Origin of the sequence: Pseudomonas sp. TH37 (genome assembly GCF_016650735.1) — a bacterium.
GTDB classification, from domain to species: Bacteria; Pseudomonadota; Gammaproteobacteria; order Pseudomonadales; family Pseudomonadaceae; genus Aquipseudomonas; species Aquipseudomonas farris.
Window position 1 is genome coordinate 93,851 of the sequence record NZ_JAEKFD010000014.1, and the last position, 17,081, is coordinate 110,931.

Annotated in this window: 15 protein-coding genes; 6 read left to right on the forward strand and 9 right to left on the reverse strand. The window is 60.2% G+C overall.

Features of this window, described 5'->3' with window-relative positions:
• Positions 1-306: 306 nt before the first annotated feature.
• Positions 307-2,289 carry a pilus assembly protein TadG-related protein gene (locus JFU11_RS26360; protein ID WP_123718964.1) on the forward strand — a complete coding sequence of 661 codons (1,983 nt, stop codon included), beginning with the start codon at positions 307-309 and terminating at the stop codon, positions 2,287-2,289.
• Here JFU11_RS26360 and JFU11_RS26365 read toward each other — a convergent pair.
• The gene (locus tag JFU11_RS26365; RefSeq protein ID WP_201121412.1) at positions 2,259-5,027 is read right to left on the reverse strand and encodes an ATP-binding protein; all 2,769 of its coding nucleotides are present in this window, start codon (positions 5,025-5,027) and stop codon (positions 2,259-2,261) included. The two genes, JFU11_RS26360 and JFU11_RS26365, sit on opposite strands and share 31 nt — an antisense overlap.
• Positions 5,024-5,464 (reverse strand): TadE/TadG family type IV pilus assembly protein, encoded by a 441-nt coding sequence (locus JFU11_RS26370; RefSeq protein ID WP_201062566.1) that lies wholly within the window; start codon positions 5,462-5,464, stop codon positions 5,024-5,026. Before JFU11_RS26370 ends, JFU11_RS26365 begins: the two co-directional genes overlap by 4 nt.
• Before the next feature lie 75 nt (positions 5,465-5,539).
• Between JFU11_RS26370 and JFU11_RS26375 the strand changes: the two genes are divergently transcribed.
• The 3 genes from JFU11_RS26375 (at position 5,540) to JFU11_RS26385 (ending at position 8,167) form a co-directional block, all read left to right on the forward strand.
• Positions 5,540-6,010 (forward strand): prepilin peptidase, encoded by a 471-nt coding sequence (locus tag JFU11_RS26375; RefSeq protein ID WP_201062567.1) that lies wholly within the window; start codon positions 5,540-5,542, stop codon positions 6,008-6,010.
• A 113-nt stretch (positions 6,011-6,123) separates the two neighbouring features.
• Complete coding sequence (locus JFU11_RS26380) at positions 6,124-6,912, forward strand: response regulator transcription factor (RefSeq protein ID WP_123718961.1); 789 nt, start codon at positions 6,124-6,126, stop codon at positions 6,910-6,912.
• Positions 6,913-7,792: 880 nt separating this feature from the next.
• The gene (locus JFU11_RS26385) at positions 7,793-8,167 is read left to right on the forward strand and encodes a DUF6124 family protein (protein WP_201062568.1); all 375 of its coding nucleotides are present in this window, start codon (positions 7,793-7,795) and stop codon (positions 8,165-8,167) included.
• Between the two features lie 162 nt (positions 8,168-8,329).
• On the opposite strand, the gene JFU11_RS26390 is transcribed toward JFU11_RS26385, so the two are convergent.
• The 5 genes from JFU11_RS26390 to cpaB form a co-directional block, all read right to left on the reverse strand.
• A complete protein-coding gene (locus JFU11_RS26390; protein WP_201062569.1) occupies positions 8,330-9,220 on the reverse strand; it encodes a type II secretion system F family protein in 891 nt (296 codons plus the stop codon).
• Positions 9,217-10,101 (reverse strand): type II secretion system F family protein, encoded by an 885-nt coding sequence (locus JFU11_RS26395; protein ID WP_123718958.1) that lies wholly within the window; start codon positions 10,099-10,101, stop codon positions 9,217-9,219. Before JFU11_RS26395 ends, JFU11_RS26390 begins: the two co-directional genes overlap by 4 nt.
• A 10-nt stretch (positions 10,102-10,111) precedes the next feature.
• Positions 10,112-11,392 (reverse strand): CpaF family protein, encoded by a 1,281-nt coding sequence (locus JFU11_RS26400; RefSeq protein WP_123718957.1) that lies wholly within the window; start codon positions 11,390-11,392, stop codon positions 10,112-10,114.
• Positions 11,389-12,594 (reverse strand): pilus assembly protein, encoded by a 1,206-nt coding sequence (locus tag JFU11_RS26405; protein ID WP_201062570.1) that lies wholly within the window; start codon positions 12,592-12,594, stop codon positions 11,389-11,391. The genes JFU11_RS26400 and JFU11_RS26405 overlap by 4 nt, the downstream gene beginning before the upstream one ends.
• Positions 12,595-12,683: 89 nt before the next feature.
• On the reverse strand, positions 12,684-13,613 hold the full coding sequence (gene cpaB, locus JFU11_RS26410; protein WP_123718955.1) for a Flp pilus assembly protein CpaB: 930 nt from the start codon (positions 13,611-13,613) through the stop codon (positions 12,684-12,686).
• 314 nt (positions 13,614-13,927) lie between these two features.
• Here cpaB and JFU11_RS26415 point away from each other — a divergent pair, with 314 nt between their 5' ends.
• The gene (locus JFU11_RS26415) at positions 13,928-14,125 is read left to right on the forward strand and encodes a Flp family type IVb pilin (RefSeq protein ID WP_080370534.1); all 198 of its coding nucleotides are present in this window, start codon (positions 13,928-13,930) and stop codon (positions 14,123-14,125) included.
• Positions 14,126-14,210: 85 nt separating this feature from the next.
• Positions 14,211-14,612: a response regulator gene (locus JFU11_RS26420; protein WP_201062571.1), complete on the forward strand. Its 402-nt coding sequence runs from the start codon at positions 14,211-14,213 to the stop codon at positions 14,610-14,612.
• Between the two features lie 161 nt (positions 14,613-14,773).
• Here the strand turns inward: JFU11_RS26420 and JFU11_RS26425 are convergent, their stop codons facing one another.
• Entirely contained in the window at positions 14,774-15,628 is an 855-nt protein-coding gene (locus JFU11_RS26425) for a MaoC/PaaZ C-terminal domain-containing protein (RefSeq protein ID WP_201062572.1), read from the reverse strand.
• A gap of 2 nt (positions 15,629-15,630) precedes the next feature.
• Entirely contained in the window at positions 15,631-16,983 is a 1,353-nt protein-coding gene (locus JFU11_RS26430; protein WP_123718952.1) for a 3-oxoacyl-ACP reductase, read from the reverse strand.
• Between the last annotated feature and the right edge of the window lie 98 nt (positions 16,984-17,081).

The following is a 17,081-nucleotide window of genomic DNA, read 5'->3' on the forward strand; positions in this document are numbered from 1 at the left end:
GAGCGAGCCTGTGGCCAGGTGAGCTTGTGTGGCGAGGGGGCTTGCCCCCGTTGGAGTGCGAAGAGACCCTAAAACCAGTCACCGCGATCTTTAGTCAGCAACGCGGTGTCCTGATTTACGACTGCTTCGCAGTCGAACGGGGGCAAGCCCCCTCGCCACACAAGCCCGCTCCCACATAAACCCATTCCCACATTGAGTTTTTGTCGTCTTGGATGGCGAGTTGCCAGCAATCTGGCGGACCCTTGTCTACACTGCTTCACATCGTTGGAGGTAGCCCTCGGCAGTGTGCCGGCAAAGGAGTGTGCCATGTCTCCCTGCTTGCAGTTTCGTAGCCCGGCCCGGCAACGGGGAGCGATCGGTTTGATGGCGGTGCTGGCCCTGGGCATGGCCTTGGTGTTCCTGCTGCTCGTGGTCGACAGCGGCCGCCTGTACCTGGAAAAACGCAGCTTGCAACGGGTGGCGGATATGGCCGCGCTGGAGGCTGCCACGCGCAACGGTGATTGCGCCACGGGTGCCACCGCTACCGCCTATGCCACCGCCAGTGCAAACCGCAACAATTTCACTCTTCCTGACCCCACGCGCAGCCTGACGGTGGCCTGCGGCGCCTTGACCCTGGACGCCAATAATCTTCGGGTTTTTACGGCTAATCCGAGCAGCAGCGAAGCCATTAGGGTGACCGTCAGCCATTCGATCCTGCAGAGTTTCGCCGGTGGTATTGGTGCCGTGTTCGGCGGTCCTCCAGCCGGTGCGACCCTCAACCTGACCGCGACCGCCGTCGCAGCGTTGCCGCCACCGCTGGCATCGCTGACCATCCGCACTACGGTGCTGACTATCGATACCAGCAAGTCGGCCACTCTCAATGCGCTGTTCGGTGGTTTGTTGGGCGGCAATCTGAACCTCTCCGTGGCGGGCTGGAACGGTTTGATGAGCACCAACATCAGCCTGCTCGGTTACCTCGATCGATTGAAGGTCGACCTCGGCCTCAACGCCGCCGGGTATAGCCAGGTGTTGGGCACTTCGGTGGCGGTTAGTCAGTTGATCCAGACTGCCGTCAATGTGCTGGACCCCGGCGGCACACTCGGCGCGACGGCGACCATCGTCGGGCTGCAAGCACTCAAGGTTGCCGCTGGCTCAACGACCGTGGTGCTGGGCAATATGCTGCACGTCGAGAACGGCAGCAATATGTCGGCGTTGGCGACGAACGTGAGTGTGTTCAACCTGATTGAAGGCATCGTGCAACTGGCCAACAAGAAAAACGGTCTGGTGGCAACGCTGCCGATCAATCTGGCAGGGCTGGCGCAAATCACGGCGCGGGTGCAGGTCCTGGAACCGCCACAACTCTCCGCGATCGGCAATCCGAAAAACGCTGCGCTGGATCCACTGGGCCCCAATCGGATCTACGTGAGAACTGCGCAGGTGCGCACATTGCTGTCGATCGACCTGCCGGCACTCGACGCCATTGTGGCGCTGGTCAATGCGGTGACCGATCTGGCAGGACCGCTGACCAACACCCTCAATGCCTTGCTCAATCTCAACCTGGTGGCGGTGCTCAATTCACTGACCTGTGCCTTGGGCGTGCCCTGCCAGACACCCGACATCATCGTGTTGCCGGGGCCGATACGGCTCGATGTGGCGCTGGAGGTCGCCAGTGCCAGCAGTTACGTCACGGCCTACAGCTGCGTCAGTAACACCAACAAAACCCTGACCACCAACACCAGCACATCGCTGGTTAACCTGAAAATCGGTCAGATCGATGCGGCCAGCATGTTCGGCAGCAACACCACGCCGCCGGCGGTCACGGTGCAGCCATTGAAGGTGATCGATATCGGGATCAAAACCTGTCGCAGGATTCTCTTTCTGCCCATCACCTGCGATCCGCGTGTGCCCGGCGTCGGTGGCGGCATCGATATCGTTGCCGACACCAGCGTGGCGGCGAACGCCAACATATCCCACGTCTATTCCGCACCACCCGCCACCAGCCTGCCGGAAATCAACCAGCCACCGTTCTACTACTCGTTCACCACCAGCAGCATCGTCAGCAGTCTGCTCAACACGCCGCTTAACATTCACGTGGATATGTATGGCCCGTCGGGCAGTCTCGTCAGCGGTCTGGGGACGATCCTGAGCAGCGTCACCACCTTGCTGGTCAGCGCGATCAACAGCGTGCTCAGCCCGTTGCTCGACAGCTTGATCAACACCTTGCTGTTAAGCCTTGGGATCGATTTGAACAAGGTCGACGTCGGTGCCAACCTCAGCTGTCATTCGGGACGCGCGACGCTGGTGATCTGATCGCCCGTGGCAATCGGCAACTCGATACAAAACCGCGCGCCCTCGGTCGAGTTTCTTACACTCAACTTACCGCCCATGTTTTCGACGATGCCGTAACTCACCGACAACCCGAGCCCGGTGCCGATGCCCACCGGTTTGGTGGTGAAGAAGGGTTCGAAAATCCGCTCCAGCAGCCGTGGATCAATACCGCCGCCGTTGTCCTCGACCCACAGTCGCACCGAGTATTCATCACGTTCGGCGTACACCGAAATCCACGGTTTGAACTCCTGGTCGGCCTCGCGTTTGCTCAGCAGCGCATCCCGCGCATTGACCATCAGATTGATCAGCACCTGTTCCAGCTGATCGACGTAACCGCGCACCTGCACTTCAAATCCGGTCTCGCTGACCCGCAGCTCGACGCCTTTGCCGCGCATACCTTCGGACAGCAGTGACAGCGTGCCCTCGATGGCTTGAGCCGGATTGAACGGGTGCTGCTCGATCTCCGAACGCCGACCGAACACCCGCATGTGATCCACCACCCGCGCCGCGCGCTGGACTTGCGCGTCGATGCGGTTGAGTTTGTCTGTCAGGTAATCGATTTGCGCATCGCCATTGCTCAGGCGTTTGAGCACATTGACGATGGCCATGCGCATCACGTTCAGCGGCTGATTGATTTCATGCGCCAGCCCGGTGGCCATTTCGCCGAGGGTGGCCATTTTTGCGCTTTGGGTGAGCTGTTGCTGGGCGCGCCGGACTTCGGTGTTATCGCGGCCCACAGCCTGAATCTCAAGCAAGCGACCCTGCTCGTCGAACACCCCGCGATCCGACCAGACCCACCAGGCGTGTTCCCGGCCCGGCAGTTGCAGGTTGATTTCCGCGGTGCTGACCGGGAACTCCGGGCTCAGGTGACTGAGCCGCTGGAGGAACGATTCGCGCTGTTCCGGCGACATCCAGCTGCCCAGGTTCACTCCCGGCAGCTTCTCGGGCTGGCATTCCAGATAGGTCGCCAGCGGGCGGTTGCCGAAGGTCAGTGTCAGGTCTGGAAGGTAGCGGCAGATCATCGCCGGGGAATCTTCCACCAGAATCCGATAGCGCTCTTCACTCTGTTTTACCTTCTCGGCGGCCAGGGTCGCTTCGGTGACATCCAGCCACAGCCCCACGGCTTCCACCGGCAGCCCGAGGTCGTCGCGCAGCAGTTTGGCTTCGTCGAGCAGCCAGTGGTAATCGCCGCGACTGTCGCGCAGCCGATAACGGGCACGCACCGAACCTTCGCGCAGCAGTTGCCGGGTGCGCTCGAAATAGCCGTCGCGGTCCTCGGGGTGAACCCGTTCCACCAGCGCGCCGGCGGCGCAATCGGCGAGCGACCAACCGAGCAGCGGCAACAGGCTGTCGCTGAAAAATGTCGGTTGCAGCGCACCTTCGACATAGCGCTGCACATAGATCACTGCCGGTGAACTGGCGATCAGGTTGTCCAGCCGGGCATGGGCGGCAGCGGCGTTCTGCTCCTGATTTTTGATGTCACTGATGTCGAGCATGAAGCCCACCAACCGCCGGTTTCTGCCGATGCCCAGGGCCTGACCTTGCAGTCGATACCAGATCGGCGTTTGCGCCGCGTCGGGGCGATGCAGGCGCACGCACAGCAGCAACGGCGCGCCTTCGTCCTGCAAGGTTTGCAGGCGAATCGTCAGCTCTTCACGGTCGGCGGGGTGGATCTGTTCGAGCCAGTCGTGCAGCGGCAAACGAGTGCTCGCAAGGTTCAGCATGCTTGCCAGCGACGGCGCCAATTGCACCTCGGCATCGTCGCTGAAAACCTCCCACCAGCCGGTGCCGAGCAATGCTTGCAGAGACTCCAGCCGCTCCAGTTGCAGATGGTGCTGATGCTCGCGCAAACGCTCAAGCAACGGGCCGGCCAAAGCGGCGGTGAGTTGCAACCAGTCGCGCTCGCTCAGGTCGGGGGCACGTTCTTGCACCGGGTAGAAACCACAGAGCAACCAGGCCACCACGCCCAGGGCATTGTGGTACGGCACCGCGAACCCTTCGGCATTGCCGAAGATGCCTTGCAGGCGCGGGTGTTCGCTGGGGGGCAGTTGTTGGGGGGCGGAGCCATTCAAACTGTCGAGCCCGGTGCCCAGGCGTTGGTCGATTTCCCACAAGTCGGGTGCATCGAAGGCCACGTAATGCTGGTGGATCAGCCAACCCTCTGCCTGTTCGTCGAGCAAGGCCATGGCGATGCATGGAATCTGAAAGCGCTGGGCCAGACCTTGCAGTTGCTCCGCCAGCACCTCAGGCAAGCGCGTCAGGCTGCACAGGCGCAACTGTTCGCTGATCTGCGCCGCAAGTAATTGGCATTGTTCGCGGCTGCGCGCTTGTCGACGTTCGAGCAGCAGATCGCCGATGTCGATTAACTGCAACAGCCAGTTTTCGCCCAACGGCTGCACCCATCCCCGCAGATGCAGCGGTTGTTCGCCGAGGCTGAAAAAATCCAGGTCCAGACTCTGCCCCTGCCACTCGGCAGGCGCGCCTTCGACCGACAGCTCGCTATGGGGCATGAGGTAATCGAGCAGATGCGGTGCCTGCGCGCCCGGCATTTGTTGCGCCAGCAGATGCCGCAGAGGGCCGGTCAGCTGAATCACCCGGCCCTCGTCATTCAGAAGCAGCTGCAAACCGAGACGTTGCACGCTCTGAGTGTCCGCACTGGTCGAGGGCTGCGGCGGTTGGCGGTTGAGCAGGCGCCCGAAGAGTCTGTCCCCGGAACTCAAAATTGCAGGCTCGATCGGGCGGTAAGGGTCGCCGGCAGATTGGGCACCGAGCCGATCCCCGGCAGCACCAGAAACGGCAGGACCTGATTCAGTTTACTGGTGGGGTAATTGATGGTGACCGTCAGCACGCCACCGATATAAGTGGCACTGGCGTCAGTGGCCACATTGAAGTTCAGCGCGGCAGGAATCCAGGCCAACTGCCGGGTCAGTTCGGTGGTCGCTATGTTTTTGACGGCGGTGTCGTAATTGGCGGTGCTCGGGTCCAGCGCCACACTGCGGCGCACCGCTTCGGCCGTCGATTGATTGAACGATTGCATCAGCAACAGCGGCAGGCTGTAACTGACCAGCCCATAAAACACGGCGAAAAAGATGATGAACACCAAAGCGAACTCAATCGCCACGGCACCTTTTTGTTTGCGGGGGAGGCCTGTTTTCATGAGTGCGTCTACCCTGACCATCACGACGTAGTATCAGCATAGAATCATTCAGCCAAAACGGACGTTTTTTACCGGATGCAGAACTTTGTCCTACTTATCTGGCTGACGCTTTGCGCAGCACAGGATGTCCGAGAGCGGCACATCGCTAATGGCCTGACCCTTGGCGCGGGTGTACTGGCGCTGGCATATCTGTTGTGGACGGGCACCACATGGTTGGGGGCCGAGGCGGCGCAGGGCGGCTGGGCTTTGTTGTTGGCTCTGGCCTTCACCTTGCCCGGTTATGCATTGAGACGTCTGGGGGCGGGCGACGTGAAACTGATGGCGACGCTGGGCCTTGCGACGGACGGTATGCACCTGCTCGGCGGCTTCATCGGCGCTGGATTGGCCAGTGCATTCTGGCTGCTGCTGGCGCCAAGACTCTGGCTGTATATGGGGCAGGGGCTTAGAGATCGTCTTCGTTACCTGGGGCCAGGAACGTCAAAAAAGCAGCCCTTTGCGCCGTTCGTACTGGTGGGCATGTTGCTCACACTGGTCTGGATGCATTAGTCGCCGGGCGCCACTCGTTCTATGTACATAGTTGGAAAGTGCGTCTACTTTCAAAACAGTTGTTGTACAGCTTTTGGAAGTGGGTACAGGAACGGTCAAGCCTGGAGTGACACGTGAACAAGCGTATCTCGGCAATAAAAGTCCTTGTGGTCGATGACGAACCATTGATTGTCGAAGAACTGTGCGAGTTCATCGAGCGCAATGGTTATCGCTGTGTTCCTTGTCAGTCCGGCAAGCAGGCGATCGAGCGTTTCAATGAATATGAGGATATCGGTCTGGTGCTCTGTGATTTGCAGATGCCTGACATGGATGGCATTCAGCTCGTCCAGGCGCTGCGACGGTTGTCCGGCAAGCACCGGGCGTTCGAGGCGATCATGCTCACCGGTCGCGCAGACAAGCAGGATGTGATCAAGGCCTTGCGCGCCGGGTTCGCTGACTACTATCAGAAACCGATTGATCTGGATGAGTTGCTCGAAGGTTTGCAGCGTCAGGAAGTGGTCTTGCAGGAGCGGCAGAAAAACCTGCAGTTGGGGCATTTGAGTCAGAAGCTGCAGTACCTTTGTGAGTCGATCGACGAGCTGTATCAGGATTTGGACAAGGTTCGCCGGGGACCGTCTTCGGTGTCTTCGTCTGATTCGGCTGATGGTGCGTTCAGTGAGGTTGAGCGGGTGGAGATGCCGGCGGCTTTCAATCAGCTGTCACCGCGGCAGTTGGAGGTGGCGCGGTTGGTGGGCAAGGGGCAGACCAATTATCAGATTGCTTGTGAGTTGGGGATTACCGAGAACACGGTGAAGCTTTATGTGTCGCAGGTGTTGCGGTTGACGCATATGCATAATCGGACGCAGGTGGCGTTGGCGTTGTCGCCTGGTAATGCTGGTGTGCGGCGGCTTACTGCGCACTGATTTTTTTCGGCTGTACGCTGTTTCATGGTGTACATATCCATTTCTGCGGTAACGGCGGCTTATGGTTTAGTCCCTTTTGGCAAACGCCCCAAAAGGAACCAAAAGGTCTCGCCCCAAGCGTACGGCCCCTCGCTAAGGCTCGGCGTTCCTTCGTTCCGGTATCCATCTGGGGGCATCGCCCTACGGTTGGCTTCGCTTCAACCTACATGCGATGAGTTCGACTGCGTCGAACGGCGCTGCGCGCCAATCCCCAGATGAACACCGGAACGAGGCCTCCCGAAGGGGCGGGCAGATCAAGATCAAAAGCTGCAGGCGAGCTAACGCTCGGCCTGTTGAGTGGTGAGGGGCGGGTGCACGCCGCTCCACTGTGGGAGCGAGCCTGCTCGCGATGGCGGCCTGACCGCCGACCAATCTCTCGCGGGTGTACAACCCCACGTAGGAGCTGCCGAAGGCTGCGATCTTTTGATCTTGGGGCCCTGACAGCCAATCAATCCCTCTCAGACATACGCCAACCCACTGTGGGAGCGAGCCTGCTCGCGATGGCGGCCTTACAGCCAGCGATGTTTATCGATCGGTAAAAACATCAGAACCTTCCCACATGTTTTTCAGGTTGCCCGTCGGAAGCTGTGTCTCTAGCCTTTGTCCGTCGCTGACCATTCAGCGTCCGGGCGTCGCGGCTCGATTCTTGAGGCATAATCGCTCCACCAAACAACAGCACTTTTGGGTGTCTGTCGTTTCGTGTCATGGCGACTGTGCGCGGGATACCTTCGGGTATGCCGAGCTGCCTCGGGGATCGGTCCGCGAACCCGCGTACAGCTGCCACCCCAAATTGCATCGCGGCAATTTGGAAGTGGCTCCATTTCATCCCAGAGGTGTAATCATGTTCAAAGCAACCCCGAATCCGCCAGAAACCGACAACGTTTCCCCTTACGAATCTTCTGATTCAAAAAAATTCCACGACGCCGCTAACCGCGCGCTCGATCACTACCTCAATCCCACCCCAAACAAAACCGAAGGCCGCAAGCCAAGCAAGATGTTTATGGTTGCGCCGGACATGGATAACGAAAGCCTGTTAGCCCATGTCTGCGAGTCGCTGGCTTCGGCAAGTGTCATGACCAGCGACATTGCCGCATATGTCGAAGCCCCGCAGCGGCATACGATCCTGGCGATTCAGCAGGTCATCATGCTGGCCGAGCTGGCGGTGAATCGAATGCTGGATAACGTCGACATACCAAAACCCGCGCCACACAGCTAATCCCCTGTAGGCGCGGGCCTGTGGTGAGGGGGCTTGCCCCCGTTTGAGTGCGCAGCACTCACAAGATCTTTGGGACATCAGAGATTTTGGGGCTGCTTCGCAACCCAACGGGGGCAAGCCCCCTCGCCACAGGTCGCTCCTACGGGATCGCCGCTGTGCCTTTCAATGATGAAAGGCCCGGGCCAATGCGGTGAAGCTAGGTCCGGCCAGTACGATCAGTAACGCAGGGAAGAGAAACAACATCATCACGACGGACATTTTCGCGGACATCTTGGAGATGTATTCCTGCAAGCGCGTCAGGCGCCGGTCATCGAGCAGCATTTTGAGTCCCAGCAGTGATTTCATGGCACCGCCGCCCTGGTGGATCAATTGCTGAAGAATCACGCAGGTGTCGGTGAACTCGTCCACCGCCAGTAACTGGGTGGCCTTGTTCAGTTCTTCGCCAAGCTCCAGGCCGGAATCGACCCGGGTCAGTATCAGGCGCAATTCATGGGTCAGGGCCGGCAGTAATTGTTTGCCTTCGATGCTCAGCACTCGCAGCGACTGCTCCACCGCCATGCCGGATTCGAACAGGATGCGCAGCAGTGGAATGAAGGTCGAAATCTCGATCGCCAGTTGTCTTTGCCGCCGGTACGCGGCGGCGGCCAGCAAGCGTTTGGGCAGCAAATAACCGAGGGCGGTGGCGAAGGCCGGGGTGATCCAGTGGTTGTTCACCTGCGGGAAGAACACGCTCTGGATCAATAGACTCAGGACCAACGCAAGCACCGGTATGCCGACCTGGCAGGCAGCGAACAGCGAGCGTTGCCGGGCGCTGCGCCAGCCGAGGCGGTTGAGCAGGGTCTGGGTTTCGTTGTCCAGTTTGACCGAGCGCTGACCGATGCGGCTGTCGCCCAGCACTTGCAACCAGTGACGGACGCGATGGTCGCTCAGTGGTTTGCCGTCCAGTCGTTGAGCCACTTGGCGAGCACGCCGATGTTGGTCCAGCAGCCCACTGAGCAGCAACAGCGTGGCCGCCAGAAACAACAGTGCGCTGATCAGCAGGGCTATTTTCATACGCTACGCAACATGCGCCACAGCGCCAGGCAACCCACCACCTGCAGGCCGAACGCGGTCGCGAGCATCATTTGCCCCGAGCTGCTGTTCCACATGGCGAGCAGGTATTTCGGATTGGACAGTAAGAAGTAGGCGGCAAGTCCCACGGGCATCAGGGCCAGCACCACCGCCGTGATGCGGGTTTCGCCCGTCATGGCGCGCAGTTGGCGTGCAGCTTGGTCGCGTTCACGGATCATTTTGATCAGGTTCTCAAACAGCTCACTGGCATTACCGCCGTAGCGGTGATTGACCTTCAGACCCAGCGCAAACAAGCGAAACTCGTCTTTCTCGTACAGTTCGGCGAAGTCCGTGACAGCGTCAGGCAGGCTGACGCCCAAATGCACGTTGCGCTGAACCCGGCCCATGGCGTTTTTCAGTGGATCTTCGGCGGCGTTGATGGCGACCAGCACCGCATCGGCCAAGGTGCGTCCGGACTTCAGACTGCGCACCGTGTGATCGAGCATTGGCGGCAGCTGTTCGATCATGCGCTTGAGCCGGCGCTGGTAGCACAAACTGATGTACAGCCGCAGAGCCAGAGGTGGCATCAGCAACAACGCCAGCAAACCGATCCAGCTCGCGAGGGCAAACCCCAGCAATATGCCCAAGGCCCAGAGCAACAGCCACAACCCCAGGCGCTCGGTGGGACGACCGAGACCGGCGCGTAGAAAGGCCCGTTCCAAGCCAGCCCAGGATGATTTCGCCACCGTCAGTTGCGGTTGCCCCTGCATCAAGCGACCGAGGGTTCGATCGATGCCGGTCTGGCGCAGACCGTTGTAGAACAAACGGATCGACAGGCCCAGCAACGTCAGGCAAATCAGGATGAGCAGCGCCGGTTTGAGCATGCCGTGACCTTCAATGCGATAAGGGAGAGAGCGCCGACTCGCGGCGTAGTTTATCGCCGGCGGGGTTGACCGCCTCGCGCAGAAAACCGAAACCGGTGCGTCGGTCGAAGCGGAACAGCGTATTGGTCACATAGATGTCATCACGAATACCCACGACCTCCACCACTTCGCTGACGCAGCGACGGCCATCGGGCAGGCGCGTCAGTTGGATCACCACGTCCAGCGCCGCGCAGATCATTTGCCGCAGGGTGCGTTCAGCGATGGAGCGCCCGGTCAGGCCCACCAGGGTCTCCAGGCGCAACAGCGCATCCTGCGCATTGTTGGCGTGCACGGTGCTCATGGAGCCGTCGTGCCCGGTGTTCATCGCGGTGAGCACGTCGACCACTTCGACGCCGCGAATCTCGCCGAGGATGATCCGGTCCGGGCGCATCCGCAGCGCGTTGCGAATCAGATCGCTGGCCTTCACTTCGCCGTGGCCTTCGGCATTCGGCGGTCGGGTTTCCAGGCGCACTACGTGAGGATGGCCGAGTTGCAGTTCGGCGACGTCTTCGATGGTGACCAAGCGTTCGTGAGGGGCGATCAACTGGCTGAGAATGTTCAACAGTGTGGTCTTGCCGGTGCCGGTACCGCCGCTGACAAGGATGTTGCAACGCTTGCCCACGGCCTCCTGAATAAATTCAAAGATCGCCTGATCGATGGTTTGCATCGCCATCAGATCGGAGCTCTTGAGCATGTCCTTGCGGAATTTTCGAATCGACAGGCATGGGCCATCGAGGGCAATGGGCGGGATGATCGCGTTGACCCGGCTGCCGTCGGGCAGGCGCGCATCGACCATCGGCGAAGACTCGTCGAGCCGTCGGCCCAGAGGCGCGAGAATTCGTTGCATTACTCGCTCGACGTGATGGTCGTCGATGAATCGCAGGTCGCTCAGGTGCAACACACCCTCGCGCTCGACGAACACCCGGTGCGGGCCGTTGACCAGAATCTCGGTCACCGTCGAGTCACGCAGCAACACCTCCAGCGGGCCGAAACCGGTGAGCTCGTCGACAATTTCCTCAGCCAGCCGCTCCATCTCATAACGGGAAATCGCCAGGTGCAGACGGGCGATGTACTCGGCGACTTTGTCGATGACGAACTGCGACAGCATTGGCCGCGAACCTTCCAGCAGGTTTTTTCCGGACTCCTCTATGGCGTCGATGATGTAGCGGTGCAGCACCAGTTTCAGGCCTTCGTGGTCGGTATTGCCGGCCGGCCCGTGGGAGGGCGCGCCGAAGAGTTTTTCCCCGCTCATTGCGCACCCCTCAATCGGTCAAACCAGCCAGCCTTGGGTTTGTCCAGGTCTTCGGAGCGTTTGGCCAGACGTTCGCCGAGGGCGCGCAGGCTTTGGGTCAGGCCTTCGCGCGGAGCCAGTTCGAACAGGCTCACCCCCTGATTCTTGGCGTTGAGCCGTACTTCCGGGCTGTAGACAAGGACCGCCATAACCTCCATGCCGAAGCTTTTGCTCAAGGTGTCGGAGTCTGGCGCGACGTTGCGCAGATAGCGGTCCACCAGCAACCGGGCGTGGTCGAGCTTGAGGCCTTTTTCGCGCCAGCGGCCGAGCACTTCAAGGTTGCGTCGGCAGTCGAGCACATTCTGATCGGTGTACCACAGCAACTTGTCGCAATGGCTGACGAAGGTGCGTAACGCTTCGCTGTCCGACTGGCCGGTGAGGTTCACCACGATGTGCTGGAAATGTTGACGCAAGGCGCTGAGCAGCATGTACAGCTCGGCGGCACTGGTCTGTTCCAGCGGTTCGTCGTTGCTGGCGTAGGCGAGGATCCGCAGCCCGGCGTCACAGGTGGTAAAGGCGCTGTCGATCAGCGTCGCGTCGAGGCGCCTCAGATGTCGCAACGCATCGCCAAAATGAAACGAGCTCTCCAGCCCCAGCAACGCAAGGCTGTCGCCACGCGGCAGGCCCAGATCCAGCAACAGTGTCTGCTGGCCGCTCTTTTGCACCACGTGCGCCAGGTGGTTAGCGAGCAACGCTCCGTCGGCATTGCTCTGCGCACCGTAAAGCACGGTCAGGCCACCCTGTTGACTCTGTTGCATGTTCGGCGCCACGGTTGGCAGGCGTTTGCTCAGGCGGCGCACCAGGCCGGCAACTTCACTGGAGCGTGAGCCATAAGAGACGAAATCCCGCGCGCCGGCACGCATGGCATTGAGCACGAGTTGGTTGTCCATGCCGTCGCCCAAGGCAACGATCGCCAGCATCGGTTTGGCTTCCAGGGCACCCTCGATCAACGCGCTCTGGGCCACCACATGCTCACGGTCCAGCCCCACGAACACCAGGTTGGCGAAGGTCACGTCCACCAGCGTCAAGAGCTCATCGAGGTTACCGCCACCGGCGCTGATCACTCGGCCCAAAGGGGCAAGGGCACCTTGCAGCCACTCGAAGTCGGTGCTGTTGCGTGTGATCGCGAGGAACGTCTGACTCAGGTTCTGGGGCTGGCTCATTGCGATAACCCACCGCATTTATCGAAGCAGCCGTTGTCGAGCAAGTACTGCGTGAAACGTCTGCGCATGGAGAAGCGTCCTCGCTCGATTCAGGGCGTTTGTTGGGTGACTTCATTGCCGCGGATGACTTCCACGCTCGTCTTGCGCGGTGCTGCGCCGCCGGTGGCGGGTTTGGGTGTGCCGTCCAGGGCCAGTTGACTGAACTGCACCAGTTCGCGATTGGCACTGGCCAGGCTCGCCTTTGAATCGCGGTTGCCGGCCCAGTATTGGTTCAGGCGTTTTTCCTCGGCGCTGCGCACGGCCAGGCGCAAAACCCCGACCTGAGCCGCGAGCATCAGGCGACTCAAGAGGGGTTCGGGGACGGCGAGCAAAACGGTGCGGGCGCTGGCGCGTTGCTGTTCCTGTTTGAGTCTTTCTTCAGTGCTGCGTGCCGGGTTGGCAGGCTGACCATCGTTCATCAGCCCCAACTGGTCGCCGACACCGAGCACCCGCAACGCCGGGACCACGACCTGGGCCGATTGCTGGAGGTTGTTGGTGTCCATGCGCAGAAACAGCAGGACATCGACATAGTCGCCGGGGCTCAGTTGACCGCCGACATTGACCACGTCATCCGCCGCCACAGCAAGGGCGCGCTCATCGGGGCGGATCATTCGCGCCAGCGCCCCGCCGGTTTCGAAACTTTCATCATTGAGCCAACTGCCTGCAGTAAGCATGCGCCAAGGCATACGGCCAATGGCTTGATCGAGACGGGACAGGCTGCCGGCCGGGGCGGTACGAAGTTTTTCCAGGGTCACGTCGGCGGCGGTGATTTGCTCGAACGGCGCTATGTCACGCAGCAGCACAACCACCGGCTGGCGGGTCGGGTCGTCCACCGACGCCAGTATTGGGGCCGATGATGTGCCGGGTTGCGCGATGGATTCGGGTGCCGGTTGGCGGCTCAGCGCCAGCCCCCAATAACCGGCAATGATGGCGCCTACCAGAAACAGCCCGGCCAGGCCCATGGTGACGCGACTGTTCATGAAGGCTCTCCCTTTCCTGCTGCGTAACGCCCCCCCAAGAGTTCTAACGAGATGACTTCGCAATCAGGCAGCTATGAACATGGAACTATTTCGCTATTTGACGGTAGCGCAGGTAGAGCAAAAAGCCATTACAGGGCGGTAAATATCTGACAAAAGTAACGGGTTGAAGCCAAAAGCGCTGTTTATTGACGGTTAATACTTAAGTATTAATAGGTTCTTACAGTTGTTGGTCTCGGGTTTGCCGACAATGCTGATGCTGGCATAGGGGAATCATGTTGCGGCCGTGCAACATCCGCTGTCATAGGAGACACGTCATGTCCTTTATTAAAGTTGTTCAGAAGATCAAATCCGAGTTCGTTTTTTACAAAGGTCTGGCCAAAGATACTGAAGGTGCTTCGGGTATCGAGTACGCGATTATTGCGGGGATGGTGGCCGTTGCGCTGGCAGCATTTGCGACACCCATCGCCACGAGTGTCACCGCAATGTTCACCACAATTTCAGCCGCGCTTTGATTTTAAGGCTGGCAACAGGCAGTCATTTGCCAATCCCGCAAAGGGCTTCTAACGTCAAGGCTTAGTCCATTGCAGGTGTTACCCCATGAACGCTCCAGCGCTCCCTCGGCAACAGCTTCTTCTGGTCGACGATGAGGAGGATGCGTTACTGGAACTGGCCGAGTTGCTGGAGGGCGAGGGCTTTACTTGTTTTACGGCAACCTCGGTGAAACTCGCCCTTCATCATTTGACTTGTCATCCTGATATCGCGTTGGTGATTACTGATTTGCGGATGCCGGAGGAGAGTGGCATGTCGTTGATCAAGCGGTTGCGTGAGCACACGGATCGTCAGTATTTGCCGGTGATTGTGACGTCGGGGCATGCGGATATGGATGATGTGAGTGATATGTTGCGGTTGCAGGTGCTGGATTTGTTTCGCAAGCCGATTTATCACGTGCGGTTGTTGGAGACGTTGAATAATTTGTTTCCTGGGGTGGTTAGTTCCTGATCTATGGTGCCCATATCCCAAGGTAAGCACTGAACTGTGGCGAGGGGGCTTGCCCCCGTTGGGCTGCGCAGCTGCCCTGAAGGCTGAGCACGCGGAGTGTCTGACAGTGCGCTTGGCGACTGCTGCGCAGCCGAACGGGGGCAAGCCCCCTCGCCACAAAATCAGGCAACAGGCCGCCACTGCCCAACCATGTGTTCCAGATCCCCCGCACCCATTAACTGGAAATCCCCACTGGCCCCCGCCGCACTGGACATCAGCGTCACTTCACTGGGAAGGCGCACCGGTTTCCTGAACTGCACCGCAATCTCGACGTTTGCCGTCGGCAAATGATCGGTCAGGGCTGCCAGCGTACGTGCCTTGTTCCACAGGCCATGGGCGATGGCGCTAGGGAAACCGAAGAGCTTCGCGCTGATCGCACTCAGGTGGATCGGGTTGTAGTCTCCGGACACCTTGGCGTACCGCCGGCCAATGTCCGCCGGTGCTTTCCAGTGGGCTACTTCGGTCAGCGATAGCGTTGATGCAAACGCTTCCTCAACGGGCTCGCCTTCCAGTTTGACGCCGCGACAGAGCATCTGGCTTTCAGCCTCCCACAGCGGCCCCAACTGATCGTCGAGTGTCGTCACCAAATCGAACGTCGCCCCTTTGGCATGAGGTTTCAGGTTCTGCACTTTCACGCTGACCCGCACCCGGTGTACGCCGCCCATGGGGCGCAAGATGCGGATGCGATTGCTCAAGTGAATCAGCCCCAGCAGCGGGAACGGAAACGCTTTGGCCGTGAGCAATTGCATCTGCAAGGCAAACGCCAGGATGTGTGGATACGTCGGTGGTAGCAGTCCGTTGTCGACGAAACCACAGACCTTGCGATACGCCTCCAGGCGTTTCGGATCGATATTGACCCAGCAGTGATAACCCAAGTCAGGCAGGGTGGTGCCGGTGATTTTGCGGCGCGTTGCCGCTTTCACATACAGCGTTTTCAGGCCCGGTTCGCTATTGAGTGTGTGCCAGTCGGTGGTCATGGTCAGGCTCCCAAAACGCTTTGCCCACAGACGCGCAACGCCTGCCCGGTAAAGGCTCCGGTGCCCGGTTGTGCCAGCCAGGCCACGGCTTCGGCGACGTCTTGCGGCAGGCCGCCCTGGCCCAATGAACTCATGCGCCGCCCGGCTTCGCGCAGGCCGAAGGGCAGGTGCGCGGTCATCTGGGTTTCGATGAACCCTGGCGCTACGGCATTGATGCTGATGCCGCGCTCACTCAGCAGCGGCGCCCAGGCCTGGGCCAGGCCGATCAACCCGGCCTTGCTCGCCGCGTAATTGGTTTGTCCGCGATTGCCGGCGATGCCGCTGATGGACGCCAGCAGGATCACTCGGCCGTTGTCGCGCAAGGTGCCGCTGTCGAGCAAAGCCTTGGTCAATACTTGCGGCGCGTTGAGGTTGACCGCCAGCACCGCGTCCCAGAATTCCGGGGTCATATTGGCCAGGGTTTTGTCCCGCGTGATGCCCGCGTTGTGAACCACGATATCGACGCCGTCGGGCAAGTGTTCGATCAATTGTGCGGCGGCATCTTCGGCGCAGATGTCCAGTGTGATGCCGCGCCCGCCGAGGCGTGCGGCCAGGGCCTCGAGATCGTTCTTGGCCGGTGGCACGTCGAGCAGGATTACCTCGGCGCCGTCGCGGGCCAGGGTTTCGGCGATCGAGGCGCCGATGCCGCGTGCCGCGCCCGTCACCAGTGCCTTGCGTCCCGACAAGGGGCGACTCCAGTCCATCACCTGCGCCTCACACGCCTTCAAGCGAATGACTTGTCCGGAAATGAACGCGCTTTTTGGCGAGAGGAAAAACCGCAATGGGCCTTCCAGTTGATCTTCGGCACCTTCGCCAACATAGATCAGCTGCAAAGTACCGCCGCTGCGCAGTTCCTTGGCCAGCGAACGGCTGAAACCTTCCAGGGCGCGTTGGGCGCTGGCGGCGAACGGGTCGCTCAAGGTCTCTGGCGCCCGGCCCAGAATCACCAGATGCGCATGGTGATCGAGGTTTTTCATCAGCGGCTGGAAGAACTCGCGCAGCTGTTTCAGCTGATCGACCTGTACCAGATCGCTGGCGTCGAACACCACGGCTTTGAGTTTCTGGCCGTGGCCGGGAATCCACGCGGTGGCCAGGGTCGGATCGGTGCCGTAGCTGTAAATCGTGTCGGTCAGGCGGTTGGCGAGAGTGCTGACTTTTTCCGCCAACGGGCCACCGCCAATCAACAGCGCCCCCTCGATAGGCCGCAGCCGGCCTGCTTGCCAGCGTTCCAGTCGTACCGGCGACGGCAGACCCAGGGCACCGACCACACGATGGCCGATGGACGAATTGGCGAAGTCGATATAGCGGTCAGACATGAATCACGCTCCAGCAGCTGGGGTTAAAAGTGTGGACCATGAACGGCAATTAGTCGTTCGACCCACGAGATACGGCCTACGCTTGATCATTGCAGGTT